Origin of the sequence: Pontimicrobium aquaticum (assembly GCF_005047595.1) — a bacterium.
In the GTDB taxonomy this organism is placed as follows: domain Bacteria; phylum Bacteroidota; class Bacteroidia; order Flavobacteriales; family Flavobacteriaceae; genus Pontimicrobium; species Pontimicrobium aquaticum.
Window position 1 is genome coordinate 1 of the sequence record NZ_SUPL01000011.1, and the last position, 18,935, is coordinate 18,935.

14 protein-coding genes are annotated in these 18,935 nt (G+C 33.6%); 2 read left to right on the forward strand and 12 right to left on the reverse strand.

Features of this window, described 5'->3' with window-relative positions; translation table 11 throughout:
- Positions 1–163 precede the first annotated feature (163 nt).
- The 8 genes from bshA to E5167_RS14725 form a co-directional block, all read right to left on the reverse strand.
- Entirely contained in the window at positions 164–1,300 is a 1,137-nt protein-coding gene (bshA, locus tag E5167_RS14690) for an N-acetyl-alpha-D-glucosaminyl L-malate synthase BshA (protein WP_136844924.1), read from the reverse strand.
- 4 nt (positions 1,301–1,304) lie between these two features.
- Positions 1,305–4,217 carry a glycoside hydrolase family 3 N-terminal domain-containing protein gene (locus E5167_RS14695; RefSeq protein WP_136844925.1) on the reverse strand — a complete coding sequence of 971 codons (2,913 nt, stop codon included), beginning with the start codon at positions 4,215–4,217 and terminating at the stop codon, positions 1,305–1,307.
- A 126-nt stretch (positions 4,218–4,343) separates the two neighbouring features.
- Positions 4,344–5,576, reverse strand: coding sequence for a phosphoserine phosphatase SerB (serB, locus tag E5167_RS14700; protein WP_136844926.1), 1,233 nt, complete (start codon positions 5,574–5,576; stop codon positions 4,344–4,346).
- A 28-nt stretch (positions 5,577–5,604) separates the two neighbouring features.
- Positions 5,605–6,090, reverse strand: a complete 486-nt coding sequence (locus tag E5167_RS14705) for an ABC transporter ATPase (RefSeq protein WP_136844927.1) — start codon at positions 6,088–6,090, stop codon at positions 5,605–5,607.
- Between the two features lie 6 nt (positions 6,091–6,096).
- The gene (locus tag E5167_RS14710; RefSeq protein WP_136844928.1) at positions 6,097–6,876 is read right to left on the reverse strand and encodes a (Fe-S)-binding protein; all 780 of its coding nucleotides are present in this window, start codon (positions 6,874–6,876) and stop codon (positions 6,097–6,099) included.
- Between the two features lie 41 nt (positions 6,877–6,917).
- The gene (locus tag E5167_RS14715) at positions 6,918–8,225 is read right to left on the reverse strand and encodes a (Fe-S)-binding protein (RefSeq protein WP_136844929.1); all 1,308 of its coding nucleotides are present in this window, start codon (positions 8,223–8,225) and stop codon (positions 6,918–6,920) included.
- Between the two features lie 26 nt (positions 8,226–8,251).
- Positions 8,252–9,184, reverse strand: coding sequence for an MlaD family protein (locus tag E5167_RS14720; protein ID WP_136844930.1), 933 nt, complete (start codon positions 9,182–9,184; stop codon positions 8,252–8,254).
- A gap of 51 nt (positions 9,185–9,235) precedes the next feature.
- Positions 9,236–10,327 carry an N-acetylmuramoyl-L-alanine amidase family protein gene (locus E5167_RS14725; protein ID WP_136844931.1) on the reverse strand — a complete coding sequence of 364 codons (1,092 nt, stop codon included), beginning with the start codon at positions 10,325–10,327 and terminating at the stop codon, positions 9,236–9,238.
- Positions 10,328–10,415: 88 nt separating this feature from the next.
- Here E5167_RS14725 and E5167_RS14730 point away from each other — a divergent pair, with 88 nt between their 5' ends.
- On the forward strand, positions 10,416–13,166 hold the full coding sequence (locus E5167_RS14730; RefSeq protein WP_136844932.1) for a putative LPS assembly protein LptD: 2,751 nt from the start codon (positions 10,416–10,418) through the stop codon (positions 13,164–13,166).
- 31 nt (positions 13,167–13,197) lie between these two features.
- Positions 13,198–13,578 (forward strand): RidA family protein, encoded by a 381-nt coding sequence (locus E5167_RS14735; protein ID WP_136844933.1) that lies wholly within the window; start codon positions 13,198–13,200, stop codon positions 13,576–13,578.
- Positions 13,579–13,675: 97 nt separating this feature from the next.
- On the opposite strand, the gene E5167_RS14740 is transcribed toward E5167_RS14735, so the two are convergent.
- From E5167_RS14740 to pfkA, 4 genes are all read right to left on the reverse strand, one after another.
- Positions 13,676–15,793, reverse strand: a complete 2,118-nt coding sequence (locus E5167_RS14740) for a M28 family peptidase (protein ID WP_136844934.1) — start codon at positions 15,791–15,793, stop codon at positions 13,676–13,678.
- 151 nt (positions 15,794–15,944) lie between these two features.
- Positions 15,945–16,811, reverse strand: a complete 867-nt coding sequence (locus E5167_RS14745) for an N-acetylglucosamine kinase (protein ID WP_136844935.1) — start codon at positions 16,809–16,811, stop codon at positions 15,945–15,947.
- Positions 16,812–16,879: 68 nt separating this feature from the next.
- On the reverse strand, positions 16,880–17,881 hold the full coding sequence (gap, locus tag E5167_RS14750) for a type I glyceraldehyde-3-phosphate dehydrogenase (RefSeq protein ID WP_136844936.1): 1,002 nt from the start codon (positions 17,879–17,881) through the stop codon (positions 16,880–16,882).
- 15 nt (positions 17,882–17,896) lie between these two features.
- On the reverse strand, positions 17,897–18,883 hold the full coding sequence (pfkA, locus tag E5167_RS14755) for a 6-phosphofructokinase (RefSeq protein WP_136844937.1): 987 nt from the start codon (positions 18,881–18,883) through the stop codon (positions 17,897–17,899).
- Positions 18,884–18,935 lie beyond the last annotated feature (52 nt).

An 18,935-nucleotide genomic window follows, 5' to 3' on the forward strand; every position in this document is an offset into this window, starting at 1 on the left:
ACTTGCGATACTACTGCTAATTTAAAGCCCAAATTATAATCGCGCTGAGTACGCTTAACTCTTGATTGCTCTTTGTCTTTCATAATAAGTCGTTTTTGTGTCAACTTATTTCAGGACGGGACATAATTAAGAATAAAAAAGCACCTTTATAAAGGTGCTTTTTTTATATAGATACACATCTAGTTAGTGCTTGCCTGTAAATTTCTTCGTAGTGTGGTACAATGGCATGCAAGTCGAATTGTAATGCTTCTTTTTTAGCGTTTTCTTTAAATTGCGCTAAAATGGCATCGTCTTTAAGTATTTTTAAGGCATTTTTAGTCATATCCTCTATATCGCCTACATTACTTAAATAACCTGACACACCATGTTTATTCACCTCAGGAATTCCACCAGTATTACTTGATATTACTGGAACACCTGAAGCCATAGCCTCTAAAGCTGCTAAACCAAAACTCTCGGTCTTAGATGGCAATAAAAACAAATCGCTAAAACAAAGTATTTTATCAATTTCACTGCTATTTCCTAAAAACTTAACTTTATCTTCTATTCCTAACTTTTCACAAAGTCGTTCTGCAGGTTCTTTTTCTGGGCCTTCACCAACCATAATCAATGTTGCAGGTATTTCTTTCTGCACATTATTAAAAACACTTATAACATCGTCAATGCGCTTTACTTTTCTAAAATTACTAATATGCGTCAGCACTTTTTCATTATCGTTTGCCAACATAGCACGTTGGCAATCTGTAAAATGATTTACATGTTTTTCTAAATCAATAAAATTAGGAACTACTTGAATGTTATTTTTAATATTAAACAATCTTAAGGTATCTGCTTTTAAGCTTTCAGAAACTGAGGTTACTGCATCCGATTTATTAATACTGAATTCTACAGCAGTTTTATAAAAAGGATGGCTTCCAACAAGCGTAATATCTGTACCATGAAGTGTAGTCACTATTGGTAACTCTATACCTTCTTCATGTAGCATTTTTTTTGCCATATAAGCTGCATATGCATGCGGAATAGCATAGTGTACGTGTAATACATCTATATTATAAAGCTTTACTGTATCTACCAATTTGCTAGATAATGCTAACTCATAAGGTTGATAGTGAAATAACGGATATTCTGGCACATTTACTTCATGAAAATGTACATTGTGACTTAATAAGTCTAACCTTACAGGTTGGCTGTAGGTTATAAAATGTACTTCGTGTCCTCTTTTAGATAGTTCCAATCCTAATTCAGTAGCTACAACACCACTTCCTCCAAAAGTTGGATAACAAACTATACCTATATTCATTTTTTTATTCTTCAATGGCTTCGTAAATCAATCGTTGTATTTCGGTTCTGATATTTTCTTTTAATAATTTATTTCCATTCATGGAGGTTGGATACGTTCTATTGGCCATAAATACATATACTAGTTCTTCTTCGGGGTCAGCCCAAGCATAAGTTCCGGTAAATCCTGAATGTCCAAAGCTTGTCATAGACACGCAGCCACAAGTTGGGCCATCTTCATCTAATTGCGGTTTATCAAAACCGACTCCTCTTCTGTTATCGCTCTCGCAATAGTAACATTCATTAAACTTATCTAAGGTTTCGCTTCTAAAATAACGATGCCCTCCATAAAATCCTTTTTGCAAATACATTTGCATAATTTTAGCTATATCATTGGCATTACTAAACACTCCTGCATGACCTCCTACGCCATTTTGCATTGCTGCTCCCATGTCATGCACGTAGCCATGTACTTCTTGATACCTGAAATAATCATCTATTTCACTTGGTACAATTTGTGTTTTACTAAATCTTTCTCTTGGCTTATAGGTTGTATAATTTGCCCCTAAGGATTTATAAAAATGCTGTTGCACCAATTCGTCTAATGATTGGTCGTAATGTTTCTCAATAAATTTCTTTAAAATATAATAAGGTAAATCGCTATAACGATATCTTAAACGCGAAAGCATATCGCTTTCCTTTATAATTCCTTGTATAGAATCTTGATAATCAGATCTTAAAAATAATTTATTAGCTACTTCAACATCAAATCCTTTAGTTAATTTTCTTCTATAATATTTTGCATCTGGTTTTTTTGTTACAGAATCCAAAGTTGCTGTGTAAAAAGGAATCCAAGGTTTTAACTGTGCGTAATGCGATAACATTTTTTTAATGGTTACATGCTCTTTGTTAGTGCCTTTGAATTCAGGTAAGATATCTGATAATTTACTATCTAAAGAGATGATGCCTTTTTCTTCTAACTCCATTATTAATGGCAGCGTAGCTACAATTTTTGTTAAAGAAGCTATATCATAAATATCTGTCCATCTTACTTTTTGAGCACCTTTATATGTATGCTTACCAAAGTTTTTATTATACACTATTTTGCCTTTTCTAGCCACCAATAGTTGTAATCCTGGGGTCATAACAGAATCTACTGCATATTGAGCAAGAGAATCTATTCTTGCTAATCTTTTAGAGTTTAAACCTACACTTTCTGGAAGTGCATAACCTAATCTACTTAAAGAAGTAAATTTAATACCATCACCAGCTTTAAAAGTTTCACCAGATGTAACTGGTAATTCGCCTTTGGCTGGAATGGCTCCAAATATAAGTTGTGCAGCTTTTTGTTGGGCAACATTACTGTTTTGATAAGACACTAAAATACTTTCAATATTTTCATGTGTTTTCACGTCCAACAATGCATAAGGCTTAGTAAATACACTTAAAATAGTAGTGTTAGTCCTAGCTATTTCGTACAACCATACTAACTCTTGATTTTTGAATTTATGTGATTCCCAAGGACTTTTATTCGATTTATGAAAGCCTACAATTACTGTATTATAATTATTAAGTTTCGAAATTAGATCATCTAAATTAGGAGCAGAAATTTCGTGTACTTTAGTGTATTTTTTGAGTTCTTTTAAAAACTCTGAACCGTCGTCATCTCCTAGTTTCACATAAGCGATAGACTTGTTTTCAAGTTTTCGTAAAGGCATTAAACTTCCTTTATTTTTTACAACTGTTAAGGATGCTTCTGTTAATGACTCGTTAAGCAAATCATCTTTTAAACGATTTAAATCTTCAACTAAATTAGCAATACCAATAGGCTTGTAATTGTTTAAGCCAACTTTATATTTAGCCATTAATATTTTTTTAACCGAATGTGCTAATCTTTCCTCGGTTATTTCGCCTGCAGAATAAGCCTCTGCAAGTTTATCTATTCCTTTGCCAATATTTCCTGAAATTAAAAGCATATCATTACCAGCTTTAAACGCAGCAAGATCCACATCTTCTGATTCACTGAAGTTTGACGCTCCTTTCATATTCAAAGCATCGGTAAATATTAAACCTTTAAATCCTAGCTTTCTTTTAAGGATATTTGTAACGATATTTTCTGATAATGTAGATGGAAATCCATCTCTAGATTCTAAACTAGGAATATTTAAGTGAGCTACCATTACACTAGCTAAGTTGTTTTTGATAAGCTCTTTATAAGGATGTAATTCGACTGAATCTATTCGCTGTTCATTAAAACTAATGGTTGGTAATGTTTTATGCGAATCTGTTTCGGTATCGCCATGTCCAGGAAAATGTTTAGCTGTAGCCAATACTCCAGCTGCTTGCATTCCTTCCATAAAGGCTAATGCTTTTTCAGTAACATTATCTCGATCTTCACCAAAAGATCTATTCCCTATAATAGGATTTTTAGGATTGGTATTAATATCTACAACTGGTGCAAAATTAAAATGAATACCAAGACGTTTGCAATGCTCACCTATATTATAGCCTGTTTGTTTAACAAGTTTATTGTCCTTAACAGCACCTAGCGTCATGTTCCATGGAAAACTTACAGTAGAATCAAGTCGCATTCCAAGTCCCCATTCGGCATCTATCCCTACAAGTAATGGTGTTTTAGAAATAGCTTGGTACTCGTTAGTTAGTTTTGCTTGGCGTATAGGACCACCTTTAGAGAAAATAACACCACCTATTTTGTGTTCTTTTATTTGCCTGATGATTTCTTGGTGTTCTTTTTTGGTTTGACTAGAAAACACCATTGGCATAAATAATTGTCCTATTTTTTCTTTAATAGACAATGAGTTATAAACGCTATCTACCCATTTTTGTTGGGCTTCATAGTCTTTAGCAGCTAAAGGGTGATTGCTTTGTGCAGAAACAAATACACATGAAAATAGCAATAGTAAAGTTATATTTCGCATAGTTTGGGATTAATTAAATATTCCATTGTCACATGGAAAACGAAAAACTATGCCAAATTAGCATTTTATAGCTTAGAATAAAAAACTTTAAGATAGATTTATAACCAAGATAATTAACAATGGTTATTATTTATTATTCTCCATTAAATCTATATACCTATCATGATAACCTAATAAATATAGTACTCCATCTAGTCCTATACTTGATATAGAGTTTTGGGCATTATCTTTCACTTTGGGTTTTGCATGAAAGGCAATACCTAAACCAGCAATATCAAGCATAGCCAGATCATTAGCACCATCGCCAATAGCTATGGTCTGACCAATATCTATACCCTCCTTTGCTGCAATTTCCTTAAGGTATTCTGCCTTTTTAGTTCCATCGACAATGTCACCAAGATAACCACCAGTTAGTATACCATTTTTGATTTCAAGCTGATTAGCATACATATAATCTATTCCCAACTCTTTTTTTAGATAGTCTCCAAAGTATGTAAATCCTCCAGATAAAATAGCTGTTTTATAACCATACTTTTTTAGCGTATCAATAAGTCTTCTTGCGCCTTTGGTTATAGGCAAATTAATAGCTACATTATGCAGTACTTCTTCACTTAAACCTTCCAGAAGTTTCATTCGTCTTTCAAAGCTTTCTTTAAAATCTATGTCGCCATTCATTGCCAATTCGGTAATCGCTTTTACCTTATCTCCAACACCAGCCAGTTCTGCTAATTCATCTATAACTTCTGCCTGAATAAGCGTAGAATCCATATCAAAACACACCAATCGTCGGTTTCGACGATAAATATTATCCTCCTGAAATGCTATATCCACATCCAGTACTTGAGATATTTTCATGAACTTTTCGGTGATATCAGCTTTCTTATCTAACTCACCTCTTATGGATAGTTGAATACAAGCTCTTGGATAGTCGTCATTTTTTACAAGTGACAAGCGTCCTGTAAGTCTTTTTATAGAATCGATATTTAATTTCTTATCTGAAATCACTTTAGTGACTTCGGATATTTGCTTCGCTCCAAATTTTTCACCAAGAATAGTCACAATATACCTGTCTTTACCTTGAAGACTCACCCAGTTTTCATAATTATCGAGTGCAATTGGTGTAAATTTAGCCTGAATATCAAGTTCGTATGACTTAAATAGTAGTTCTTTTAATACTGCTCCTGATTTTTTTCCAGATTGAACTTCAAATAAAATTCCTAAGGATAATGTGTTATGTATGTTTGCCTGACCAATATCTAAAATTCTAGCATCATAGGCTGCTAAAATTGATGTTAGCTCAGAAGTTAACCCTGGTTTATCTTGCCCTGAAATATTTAATAATATAATCTCGTTTGCCATAATACCAAAGTCTTTTAGATAGGATTTTCTAATTCAGAAATCTACTATGCCAGCTTTCACTGGCAGGTACTTCCCAGTTATCAAGATACTCAGCTTTGTTGGCCACTAAATTATTAAACACAATGGTATTTTTTGATACTGCTTTATCTTTTGCCATTTTCCTAAAGTCTGTCAATGGCTTATATGCAATAAATTCCCCTTGTTTGTATGACACGTTCATTTTATCCATCAAATCAACATTATAATCTTTTTCTAATTGTTGAATAAAATGCACAGAAGCATCTATAGAGCAACCTGTTGCCATATTTATGTTTTGGTTTAAAGCAATCACTATAAATCGCTTATACTTAACTTCATAACCTGCCTGAAGATCGCTGCCATGAGCGGTCCAGTTTTCTATGAAGGTGTCCAGCTTAGCACTGATTTCTTCTATTTCTTGTTCGGTAAAAGAACGATTGGCTTGGTATATCCAAACTCTAGCTGTTTCGGGTAATGTGTTAAAATCTACTAACATTAAATTTTATAATTCTTGATTATTAGCCAACAACTCAGCTATATCCAATACTTTTATATCGGCTTCTTTTTCTTTAAATTTCACACCATCTGTCATCATGGTATTGCAGTAAGGACAACCTGTTGCTATAACATCTGGATTGGTTTGTAAAGCATCTTCGGTACGCAACACATTTACATCTTTATCTCCTTTTTCAGATTCTTTAAACATTTGTGCTCCTCCTGCTCCACAGCATAATGCTGTGCGCCTATGACGCTTCATTTCTACTAAATTAACACCAAGCTCTTTTAAAAGCTCTCTTGGTGCTTCGTAAACTTCATTAGCTCGACCTAAATAACAAGGATCATGAAAGGTAATTCGCTTTCCTTTAAACGAATTGTTGGTGACTTTTAAACGTCCTTCTTTAATTAATTGCTGTAAATATTGTGTATGGTGTAACACCTCATAATTACCACCAAGTGAAGGGTATTCGTTTTTTAATGTATTAAAAGAATGAGGACAAGCTGTAACTATTTTTTTTATTTCGTAGGCATTAAGTATTTCAATATTTGTTACTGCTTGCATTTGAAACAAAAACTCATTTCCCGCTCGTTTTGCTGCGTCACCAGTACAACTTTCTTCGGCTCCTAGTACAGCAAACTCTATATTTGCACTATTTAATAGCTTCACAAAAGCCCTTGTTATTTTTTTGGCACGATCGTCATAGCTGCCAGCAGAACCTACCCAAAATAATATTTCGGGTTGTTTGCCTTCTGCCATAAATTCTGCCATTGTTTTTACAGTCATCTCTTTAAGTGTTTAACTAGTTATCACTTTTCTTTTTGCTGTTATTCATCTTTCCAATTAAGCCTATCCATTTGATTATAAGGCCAAGGCGCACCATTGTTTTCAATATTGGTCATCATATTGTTTAATTCCATTGGTGCTGCAGACTCTTCCATTACCAAGTAACGTCTCATATCCATAATAATAGATAATGGACTAATGCTCACAGGGCACTCCTCAACACAGGCGTTACAAGTGGTACATGCCCAAAGCTCTTCTTTTGTTATATAATCGCCTAATAATTGTTTTCCGTCGTCTTTAAATTCACCCTTATTGGCGTCAATGTTTTTACCAACTTCCTCTAATCGGTCTCTAGTATCCATCATAATTTTACGAGGCGATAATTTTTTGCCTGTTAAATTAGCTGGACAGGATGATGTACAACGTCCGCATTCGGTGCATGTATAAGCACTTAGCAATTGCACCCAATTTAAATCGGTGACATCACTAGCTCCGAATTTTTCTGGATCTTCATTTGTTTCAGCTTCTTCTGGAGCTGCAAATGGGTCGGCATTCGGATCCATCATAAGCATGACTTCTTTAGTCACAGATTCTAAATTGTCTAGCTGTCCTTTTGGTTTTACGCTAGCGTAATAGGTGTTTGGAAATGCCAATAATATGTGTAGATGCTTAGAAAAATACAAATAATTTAAGAACACTAAAATCCCTAGAATATGCAACCACCAAGCAGAACGCTCTATTAAATGCAAGGTGTGTTCAGGTATTTTACTAAACAAAGGTGCTATATGCTGACTAATAATATTACCAGAACCCATTGCTTGAAAAGAGACATCAGTTGCATTCATAATTAAAAACAAAGACATCAATACCATTTCGAAATACAAAATGTAATTGGCATCATTTTTTGGCCAACTGGTCATTTCGCTATTCCAGAAGCGTTTTAGTTTTATAACATTTCTTCTAATCCAAAAAACGATAACTGAAATTAAAACCAATACAGCCAAAATTTCAAAACTACCAATTAGCACACCATATAAATTACCTATGCCAGAAAAAATACGATGTGTACCAAATAGACCATCAATAATTATCTCTAGAACCTCAATGTTAATAATAATGAAACCAACATAGACAATAACATGTAAAAAACCAGCAACTGGACGACGTACCATTTTACTCTGCCCTAAAGCAATGTTTATCATGTTTTTTAGGCGTTGTGACTTGTTATTACTAACATCAACATCTTTTCCTAACTTTATATTTCTAATTAACTTGCGTACATTTTTTACAAAGTAACCAATACCTATTACCAATGCTATTGCAAAAAGGATGTTTGGTAAATAATTCATATTAAAAGTTGGGTTATAAAAAGTGATTAATCTTTACTGTATGGAATTTCTTTTTTAGACAAAATTCTAAAATAGCGTTTTGGGTGCAATTTTATATCTCGTAATAATTCTTCTAGTTCTTTAGTTGCACCTTCTAAATTATTATACAAACCTTCATCTTTCATTAGTTTTCCCATCGAGCCCTCACCTTTATCAATGCTAGAAAGTATATTTTTAAAACTAGCAATGGTTTCTTGTAACTCTGTTATGGTCTCCCCAAGGTTTGCTTGAGCCATTTCATCAGTGATAGAAGCTAAATTAGCAGAAGCACTTTTAAAGCTTGTTATGGTGCTATCGAGTTTTTCTTTATTACTTTCAAGTAATGTATTAATTGAATTTGAAGTGTTCTTAAACGAGCTTATCGTTTGATTTAGCTGTGCAATACTATTTCTTAAATTAGCTTTAGTTTGCTTATCAAAAACATCATTAATATTCCCTAAAAGCGAATCGGCACTCACCATGACACTTTCAATTTTACCTTGCAATGGTGTCAGTTTTTGGTTTACCAATTCGGTTAATCCTGCTTTTACTGTCCCTTCAAGTATATCGCCATCATTAGCATTTTCGCTACTATCAAAGGTAGGAACAATGGCTATTGCTTTACCTCCAATAAGACCAGCTTCGTAAAGTTCGGCTTTACTATTTTTAGAAAACTGGAAATCACTATCTACTAATAATTTTACCTGAAGCTTTGCTGAACCATCCTCGGTAAATCCTATTTCCTGAACTTTTCCAACGACATGACCATTAATAGTTACTGGTGATGATGGTGCTAAACCTTCAACATTATCGTAAACAGCGTAAAATGTTCGTGAAGCATCTAATAGATTTTGACCCTTTAGATAATTAAATAAATAAACAATGAGTAGCAGTCCACTTATAACTAAAACTGCAGCTTTTACTTCTCTAGTAATCTTCAATGCGATTATTTTTGGTTAAACACAAAATTAGCAATTAATTTAAATAAAGCCTTAATTTGAAATAGTTTTTAAAGCATCATTAATATTAATACGCTCTCCGTTTTTATAGGCTACAATAAAAGCAGTAGTATATCCTTTCTCTAGAGCTTCTTCTCTGTACTTTTTTACTTCGTTATAGTTTGAAGTTACACCATAAAAATACTTATAACCATTGCCAACACTTTCGGATGTTACACCTCTTAAGCCTTTAAAATTATAAGACTTTGTTTCTAGTTTTTTAGCGCCTGCAGCGATTTGTACTTTAAAAACATAATCGGTATTAACTTTATTTTTGGATTTATCTTTAGCATTATCTGTTAAAATTTCTAAATCATAATTTTCACTTACGGCATCTATATACCCTAAAACAGAATTGTAAATAGATTTAGACATTTCTTGTTGCCCTCTTTTTGAACTCAAATATTTACCTTCATGCTTGTTTGTTAAAAACCCTATTTCGACTAATACACTTGGCATGTAAGTACCTCTAATTACTAATAGACTTTGTTGTTTAACACCTCTACTTTTACGTTTAAGTTTCCCTGCAAAATCATCCTCTATCATTCTAGCTAATAAAATGCTTTGCTCTGTATAATCCTCTTGCAATAGCGTTAAACCTATAACAGATTCGGGTGAGTTTGGATCATAGCCTTCATAATGAATTTCGTAATTATCTTCTAACAAGACAACTTCGTTCTCGGCTTTAGCCACTTCAAAATTTCTGTCAGTATTCTCTACACTTAAAATGTAAGTTTCAGTTCCATAAGCCTGTGTGTTATGCGCATTACAGTGAATAGATATAAATAAATCGGCATCTGCTTTATTAGCTATGGCAGCACGCTCATGCAGCTCAACAAATACATCCGTTTTTCGAGTATAAATAACCTCAATGTCCTTATGTTTTTCTAATTCTTTACCAAGCTGCAAAACAACTTTAAGTGCTACATTTTTTTCTAAATCATATTTTGTAGGCCTCCCAGGATCCTTACCTCCGTGACCAGCATCAAGGACCACCACAAATTTATCGGTAGATTTTTGAGAAAATATATTCAGGGATATTAGTAAGAAAAAAGATACTAAAAGGTATTTTAAATTCGTTTGCATAAAGACTAAAACGGTATTAAAACTGGGTTTATTTTAAATTAGATATTTTTTAAGTTATTAAAATATTCACAAAAAAATATATGTACATTTGGCAATTCAAAAACCGAGCCATACTTTTACAAAAATACATCTAAAAGCGTTGCAAACAAACATCTTTCAAATACTTTTTGCTTTAAGTTTTACAGTGTTTATAAACACTTTTGGCTTCGCCCAAGATATTCCTCCCAAAAAGAAAGGAATTAAGCCACTTGCAACAAAAGATAGCGTTTCTGCTAAGGTTGATAGTTTAAAAACCAGAAACACTATTACCGCTAAAATTGAAACAGATACTATAAAAATTGACAGCCTCAACAAAAAACCAAAGCTTTTAAAAGATATAGTAAAGTACAGCGCTTCTGGTTATACCTCTGTGACTAGAAGAGATCAAAAAATTACCTTATACGATAATGCCAAGATTAACTATGAGGATATGGAAATTACTGCTGGTGTTATTATTATAGATTATGAAAAAAATGAGGTTTACGCTAAAGGCATTGTCGATTCCTTAAATAATTATACGCAAAAGCCAGTGTTTACTCAAGGTAGTGATGTGGTAGAACCAGATTCTATACGGTTTAACACTGATACGCAAAAGGCATTAATTTTTAATTCTAGAACTGAGCAAAGTGGTGGTTATATAATAGCAGAAACCACCAAAAAAGAAAACGATTCAGTATATTTTATTGATCGCGGAAAGTTTACAACTTCAAAAGATCTTGAAGATCCTGAGTATTATTTTTTAATGCGAAAAGCAAAGATTGTTCCTGGTAAAAAAGTAGTTACCGGTTTAACCAATATGTTTATTGCCAATGTACCAACACCTATTGGATTACCTTTTGCATATTTTCCGTTAACTCAAAAGCGAACCTCTGGTGTTATTTTTCCATCGTTTGGTGAACAAAACAATCGTGGGTATTTTTTGCAAAATGGTGGTTATTACTTTGCGGTAAGTGATTATTTTGATTTGGCATTGCTTGGTGATTACTATACTAATGGTAGTTATGGTATGCGTGTAGAAAGTAATTATGCCAAGCGCTATAGATTTAGAGGGAATTTAAGTTTTAGATTCGAAAACCTTATTAATAGTGAACGTGGTTTTCCGGATTATTCAAGAAGCTCTATTTATAACATTCGTTGGTCGCACAGTCAAGATGCTAAAGCGAACCCGAATTCGCGTTTTTCGGCATCTGTTAACCTTGGTAGTAGTCGTTATTATCAGCAGTCCATTAATCAGTTAAATGCTAGTAATTACTTAAATAATACACTATCGTCCTCTGTATCATATTCAAAAACGTTTCAAGGCGAACCACAAGTAAATATAAGCCTTACTGCAACGCACTCACAAAACACCAATACACAAACAATTAATATGACCTTGCCAACATTTCAAGGTAGTGTTGGTAGAATTTTTCCTTTTGCACCAAAGGGTGGCACCAAAAAAGGAATAATTCAAAACATTAATTTACAATACAATACGCGAGCTGAAAACAGAATACAAACTACCGATTCGTTATTCTTTAAAAAAGAAATGTTTGAAGATGCAAAAGTAGGCATGCAACATAGTATTCCTCTTAGTACTAACTTCAAATTGTTTGATTACTTAAGTGTAAGTGCTGGTGCTAATTTTCAAGAAACCTGGACACTCAATACCATTGAAAAATCGTTTGACCAAGCTACACAAGAAACTGTTATTACCGAAAAAAATGGTTTTGATTCTTTTAGAACCTATAATTTTAGTGCGAGTTTAGGAACAACGCTGTATGGTATGTTCCCGTTTGGTGAGGATAAAAAAATTCAAGCAATCAGGCATGTTATGAGACCATCGATAAGCTATAACATCTCTCCTGCTTTTAATCAGTATTACGACACCTACGAAGTTATAAGTGCAGATAATTTAACCACTACTGAACAAGAATATACTCGTTTTGAGCAATCTATTTTTGGAAGTCCAACTAATAATTATGCGAGTTCTATTGGCATTTCAGTAAGTAACAATTTTGAAGCCAAAGTACGAGATAGAGACAGTACTGCTACTGAGCCTAAAAAAATTACGTTATTAAATAATTTAAATTTTTCTACATCATATAATCTTGCTGGCGATTCTCTAAACTGGAGTCCTGTAAGAGTCTCTGGTGGCACAAAGTTATTCAAACAAATGAATGTTAATTTTGGTGCTACTTTAGATCCTTATGCTTTAGATAGTAATAACAATAAAATAAACACCTTTAATATTGACAATGGAGGTAGTTTATTTAGGTTAACCAGTGCCAATTTAACTACAAGCTATTCGTTTTCTAATAGTAAATCTAAAAACGACGACGATAGAACAAACTCAAGAGCCCAAGAAGAATCGCGTAGAAGTGGTGGACGTGATGACGATTTATTTGGTAAATCTCAAGATTTTGCTGATAAATCGTTTAATGACAATGAAGATAACGCTGAAGAAACCAGCACCCTTTACAGATATAAAATACCTTGGAATTTACGTTTAGCCTATGCTGTTAATTATTCAAACACCAGAAGACAAAACGAAATATCGTCTCACTCATTAATGTTTTCTGGAGATATTGAGTTATCGCCACGTTGGAAAGTTGGTGTCTCATCTGGATACGATTTAAAAAATCAAGGGATTACTTACACACAATTACGCTTTGATCGTGATTTAAAAAGTTGGCGAATGAATTTTTCATGGATACCCTTTAGTGCTAATAAACAATGGAATTTCTTTATAGGTATAAAATCGAGCATACTCCAAGATATTAAATATGAAAAACGCCGACAGCGTGATAGAGATTTATAATAATTAAATAATCAGCCAAAAAATAAATAAGATGAAACAAATCATTACAACTACCAAAGCTCCAGCACCAATAGGACCATACAACCAAGCCGTATTAAGTGGTAATACGCTTTATACTTCTGGACAAATAGCATTTAATCCAGATACCAATGAACTGGTTTTAGACAATATCACAGACGAAACCAAGCAGGTTATGGAGAATATGAAAGCCGTTTTAGCTGCTGGTGGAATGACTTTTGAAAATGTGGTAAAGACCTCAATTTTTATAAGCGACATGAATGATTTTGGTGCTATTAACGAAGTATATGGTTCTTACTTTAACGAAGCCACAGCACCAGCTCGCGAAACAGTACAAGTTGCATGTTTGCCAAAAAATGTGAATGTGGAAATTAGTATGATTGCTATAAAATAGCGTTTTATACACTTAGCTTTAATGAAGTGTGAAGAAAAAATAATAGTTCTTAATTGAGATTATTATTTTTTCTTCTAATCAAAACAAATTTTCAGAATTAGTTCATCAGCATTAAAGCACCAGAAGCTACATTGGCATCTAAAAGCTTCACTACTGCATCTAGAGTTACTGTGCCATAATACCATGTTCCAGCAGCTAAAGATTCTGCTAAAACAGCTTTGTAAATATCGTAATAGCTACGTTTACCATCCACAAAATTAAACACCTCCATTCGCATCGTAGAATGTATTTGTACACCAGAAACACCTCCTCTTCGCTTTCCAAAATACTCATCTAGCACTGGGTTGTTTTTTACAACTTTTTTAGATGCTAACTCCTCTGCTTTACTAAGTGCAATCTTTGGAGTTCTTTTTGTATTATTCTTAAATTTATAATAATCATCTATATCATTTTGAAGTATTGCTTTTTTTGTTCTTAAGCGCTCATTTACAATTGCTACCTTTTTTAAAACATTATCCGAATTTCCTACTACATCAGTAACAGATATTAAGGCTCTACTTTCTCTTAACAGGCCTTGTTCTATAATTATGGATGCATTTTTATAGGCAAGTGCTTGGTCTTGTTGCGACTCAATTTGATGAAATGCAGCTTGCAAATCGTTTGCTAAACGTTTATTACCCTGAGCATAGGTTTCTGAAATTAAAAGATTGGTTTGATCTTCTTCAGCTTTTCCTAAATAATATGCCATAGAAGTAATAATAAATGCATTTCGCTGTAACTGAGTAGCATCTATTTGCCATAGATCATCATCAGATGAGTGAATATAATAATCGTCCCAGTTAATCAGTCCAACTGCAGGGACACCAATAGCTCCTTCAATAAAATTTAGATTATCAGAAGCGTTAAAAAACGGAACAAATCGTGCACCAAAACCTTCACGTGTACCTCTAGTAGCATATATTGGTCGTGAATGAGGACGAGGTAAACCTCCCATTCTTCCAGCTGTTATAAATGGGTTATTAGTTTCAATAACAAACTGTCCAACACTTTCAAATAACGCATCTAGATAAGTAGTTATAGAATGAGGTGAGTAAATTAAGTGCTGTGTACGACTACCTATAGACTGTTTTGCACCTACCATATCCTGATGTAAGTTTGCAAGCATTTTAGAAGGTTCTTCAGGATAATCTCTAAAATACCTATATTCTGAATAAATCTCGTCTGTCCACCAAAAACGAATATCTCTTAAAGGGCGTTCAATTTTTCCTTCTTCAATTAATTTATTTAATGTTCTTGCAATTTCCAGTAAGTTTCCACAACCACTACCATCATCATTTGCAGACCCTTGTTCTTCCTGTAAATGGGCTGTAATCATAATTTGTTGGTCATGATATTTTGATCCTCTAATCCAACCTTCAACAAAGCCTGTTCTACCAGGAGCTTCGCCAATTTCTGTATCAACTTTTGCCTTTAAGACAATTTTTCCGCCCTTCGTTTTCTTTCCAGTAGCAAAAATATCTTGCATACCATTGGTTTCTAGCACTTTTCTTAGCTGCTCACCTTTTCGTGGAGATAAATTAAATGCAAATGTGCCTTCTTTTCCATCAGGAACATTCATCGATATTCTTGTCCATGCTAATTGATCTGGAAAGTCCATCTGGTTTTTACTTTCAGAAGATGTGTAACACACAACTCCCAATGCTCCTTTGGCATATACAGCATTGTTTACAGCTGCGCCTGGTGAGGCATTTACTAATACTATTTTTCCAGCAACATCCAATCCTTCTAAATCGGCTTTACTTCCTGTTCCAGCCCAAACAAGCTCAGCTGTAACATCTGCATCATGACTACCATCAGACAGCATTAATGCATGATCGCCAATATCAGCTAATTTAATTTCAACAGGTTCTGTCATCCAAAGTTCTGCAGATTTTGCTGTGTAATTTGGTCCACCTAATGGTTGTTCAATAAATTTAACATCAACTAACCCTGCCTTTTTGGCTTCTTCAACCACATAATCGGCTGCTTTAAAATACCCTTCCATTCCTGAATTACGATGCCATTGAGTTAATACTCGTACATGTTCGAATGATCTGTCACCAGATAATTCGTTTATGAGCATTCTAATTTCATCATCATTTAAAAAAGGCGTTTCCTGTGCAAATGTTGGAATAACGATAAAGGACAATAAGATAGATTGAATTATTTTTTTCATAATTAAGAAGTAAAGAATTGTATAATTGTTTGGTTGTATTGTTTGTCTATTAAACTCTATTCCACAAGGTATTTTATTTTGTGTTAACTATCAAAAGTTGTTAATAACTAATTAATTAGAATAATAAAGATGTGCTCTATATTTAAAATCGCTATTTAGATAACTGATTGGTGTGATAACTTACTAACCCTTCTATTGGACGACGTTCAAAATTACCAACTATAAAGCCCATTTCTTTTGCAACGGTTTTAATTTCATCTTGAGAAAAATATGCTATAGAACCTGCAAAATGTACTGGAGTAGTTTGTAATACATCTTTGTATTGAAGAATCATATTTTTTGCAAATAATCGAATTCCATCTTTAATTAAATCTACGATATACTCTGAATCTTTATTTAAAAACATAAATTCAGCAAACGATGCTAAATAAGCATTAGGATTTGGTTGTTTATAAAGATTGTACTTGATAAAATCGGAATCCATATTGTACTTTTCAGCAAGCGATACTTTTAGTTGCTGTGGCATATGATTAAAGTAATAATCTCGAATAAGTTGCCTTCCAAAATAGTTGCCAGCTGCATCATCCATAATAGAATATCCAAGCGATTTTACACGTTGCTCTATATTGATTCCATTAAAATAGCTACAATTAGAACCAGTTCCTAAAATGCAAACTACAGCTGGTTTTAAAGAACTCCCAACAGTAGCGTAAACAGCCGCATATGTATCCTCCTTGACTTGAGCTTTTGCATTTGAAAAAAAACTATGAAGCACATCTTTAAGCAATTGTCTTGGTTTTTCGGTACCACAACCAGCTCCATAAAAAAAAATGTGTGTTACTGTGTCTTTTACTTGATATAAAACATCATTCTTTTTTATAGTCTTGTAAAGTTTCTTCTTACTTAAAATAGCAGGATTCATACCTTTTGTGCGTTGCTTTTCAAGCAATTGATTTCCTTTGTTATCAATTGCTAACCAATCGCATTTAGTAGAACCACTATCAACTATAAAAATCATGTTGTTACCTTTATGTTAAAAAAACTGCTAACCAAATATAATGATTAGCAGTTTATAACTTTATAAATTTATAAGTCGTGGATATATTGCATTAAATCTACCAATTTTGCAGAGTATGCGTACTCATTATCATACCAAGATACAATTTTAAAGAATTTAGAATTTAGCTCCATTCCAGCATCAGCATCAAAATTACTTGTATGCGTTTCTCCAACAAAATCTTGAGACACAACTGGTTCATCAACATATTTTAAAATCCCTTTAAGTTCTCCATTGGCAGCATCCTTAAAAGCTTCTTTTATGGCTTTATAGGAAGTGTCTTTTTCTAATCTAACAGTTAAATCGACTACCGAAACATTAACAGTTGGCACACGAAATGCCATTCCTGTTAATTTTCCATTTAGTTCAGGAATAACTTTACCAACTGCTTTAGCTGCTCCTGTTGTAGATGGTATAATATTATTAAGCGCTGAACGTCCTAAACGATAGTTTTTCTTTGATGGACCATCGACAGTTAATTGACTTGCTGTTACTGCATGAATCGTAGTCATTAATGCTTCATCTATACCAAAATTATCATGCAACACTTTAGCTATTGGTGCTAAACAGTTGGTAGTACAAGAGGCATTTGATACAATAGCATCAGATTTTTTAATGTTTTTATGGTTTACTCCCATTACAAACATTGGCGCATCTTTGGATGGTGCCGAAATGGCGACTTTTTTTGCACCAGCTTCAATATGATAATTGGCAGTCTCTAAGCTTTTAAAGATTCCTGTGCATTCTGCTACAACATCTACTCCAACCTCATTCCATTTTAAATTGCGAGGATCTCTCTCGGCAGTAATTCTAATTGTTTTACCGTTTAGCACTAAATGACCATCTTTAACTTCTACACTTCCATCAAAACGACCATGTACAGAATCGTATTCTAACAAGTAAGCTAAATGATCTACATCCAACAAATCGTTTATTGCTACTACATCAACGTCTGGTCTTTTAAATGCTTCTCTAAAGACAAGTCGCCCAATTCTACCAAATCCATTAATTCCTATTTTTACTTTTGACATACGTTTTTTTATAATTTATGTGGTCATAATATCTGATACGCGTAATAATTCTAAATTTATTGTTGATTTGCCTTTTATAGCTTGCTTTAAAGGTGTTAATTCCATTTTATTATTAAGAAGACCTACCATGTAATTAGACTTTCCTTTAAGCAAACTTTCTACGGCTTTTACTCCCATTCTACTAGCCAGCACTCGGTCAAAACAAGAAGGACTACCACCTCTTTGTATGTGACCCAACACAGATACTCGCACATCGTAATACGACATGTGCTCTTCTACATAGTCTCTTAATTCAAATACATTTTTCCCAATTTTATCGCCTTCGGCAACTACAACAATACTTGATGTTTTTCCTGACTGTTTACTCCTTTTTAAAGATTCAAGCAATCTATCTAAACCTAAATCTTCCTCTGGTATTAAAATCTCTTCTGCACCAGCTCCAACTCCAGTATTTAGTGCTATATGGCCAGCATCTCTACCCATAACTTCAATAAAAAACAATCTATTATGAGAACTTGCAGTGTCTCTAATTTTATCGATTGCTTCAACAACTGTGTTAAGTGCGGTATCAAAACCCAGAGTGTGTGAGGTTCCATAAATATCATTATCTATAGTTCCGGGAATACCAATTACTGGAAAGTTAAATTCTTTACTAAAAATAAGTGCTCCTGTGAACGTACCATCTCCTCCAATAGTGACTAAGGCATCAATTCCAGCTTTTGATAAATTATTATACGCTTTTTTGCGACCTTCAACAGTTCTAAACACGTCTGAGCGTGCTGATTTTAAAATAGTTCCGCCTTTATTAATAATACCTTTAACACTACGTGCATTCATAGGTTTGTAGTCGCCCTCAATAACGCCATCATAGCCTCGGTAAATACCTATGCATTCTATATTATGATAAGCACAAGTACGCACCACCGACCTAATTGCGGCATTCATACCTGGTGCATCACCACCAGAAGTCATGACTCCTATTTTTTTAATTTCTTTTGCCATTTTTAAGCATTTGAAAAGTAAAATTACTAAACTTAAACTACAAAAAAGCTAT

What these genes read in the sequence shown, in the direction of transcription:
- gap (WP_136844936.1), bottom strand. Translation starts at nt 17,881, where the DNA reads ATGTCAAAAGTAAAAATAGGAATTAATGGATTTGGTAGAATTGGGCGA.
- pfkA (WP_136844937.1), bottom strand. Translation starts at nt 18,883, where the DNA reads ATGGCAAAAGAAATTAAAAAAATAGGAGTCATGACTTCTGGTGGTGAT.
- E5167_RS14705 (WP_136844927.1), bottom strand. Translation starts at nt 6,090, where the DNA reads ATGTTAGTAGATTTTAACACATTACCCGAAACAGCTAGAGTTTGGATA.
- E5167_RS14695 (WP_136844925.1), bottom strand. Translation starts at nt 4,217, where the DNA reads ATGCGAAATATAACTTTACTATTGCTATTTTCATGTGTATTTGTTTCT.
- bshA (WP_136844924.1), bottom strand. Translation starts at nt 1,300, where the DNA reads ATGAATATAGGTATAGTTTGTTATCCAACTTTTGGAGGAAGTGGTGTT.
- E5167_RS14735 (WP_136844933.1), top strand. Translation starts at nt 13,198, where the DNA reads ATGAAACAAATCATTACAACTACCAAAGCTCCAGCACCAATAGGACCA.
- E5167_RS14725 (WP_136844931.1), bottom strand. Translation starts at nt 10,327, where the DNA reads ATGCAAACGAATTTAAAATACCTTTTAGTATCTTTTTTCTTACTAATA.
- E5167_RS14745 (WP_136844935.1), bottom strand. Translation starts at nt 16,811, where the DNA reads ATGATTTTTATAGTTGATAGTGGTTCTACTAAATGCGATTGGTTAGCA.
- E5167_RS14740 (WP_136844934.1), bottom strand. Translation starts at nt 15,793, where the DNA reads ATGAAAAAAATAATTCAATCTATCTTATTGTCCTTTATCGTTATTCCA.
- E5167_RS14715 (WP_136844929.1), bottom strand. Translation starts at nt 8,225, where the DNA reads ATGAATTATTTACCAAACATCCTTTTTGCAATAGCATTGGTAATAGGT.
- serB (WP_136844926.1), bottom strand. Translation starts at nt 5,576, where the DNA reads ATGGCAAACGAGATTATATTATTAAATATTTCAGGGCAAGATAAACCA.
- E5167_RS14710 (WP_136844928.1), bottom strand. Translation starts at nt 6,876, where the DNA reads ATGACTGTAAAAACAATGGCAGAATTTATGGCAGAAGGCAAACAACCC.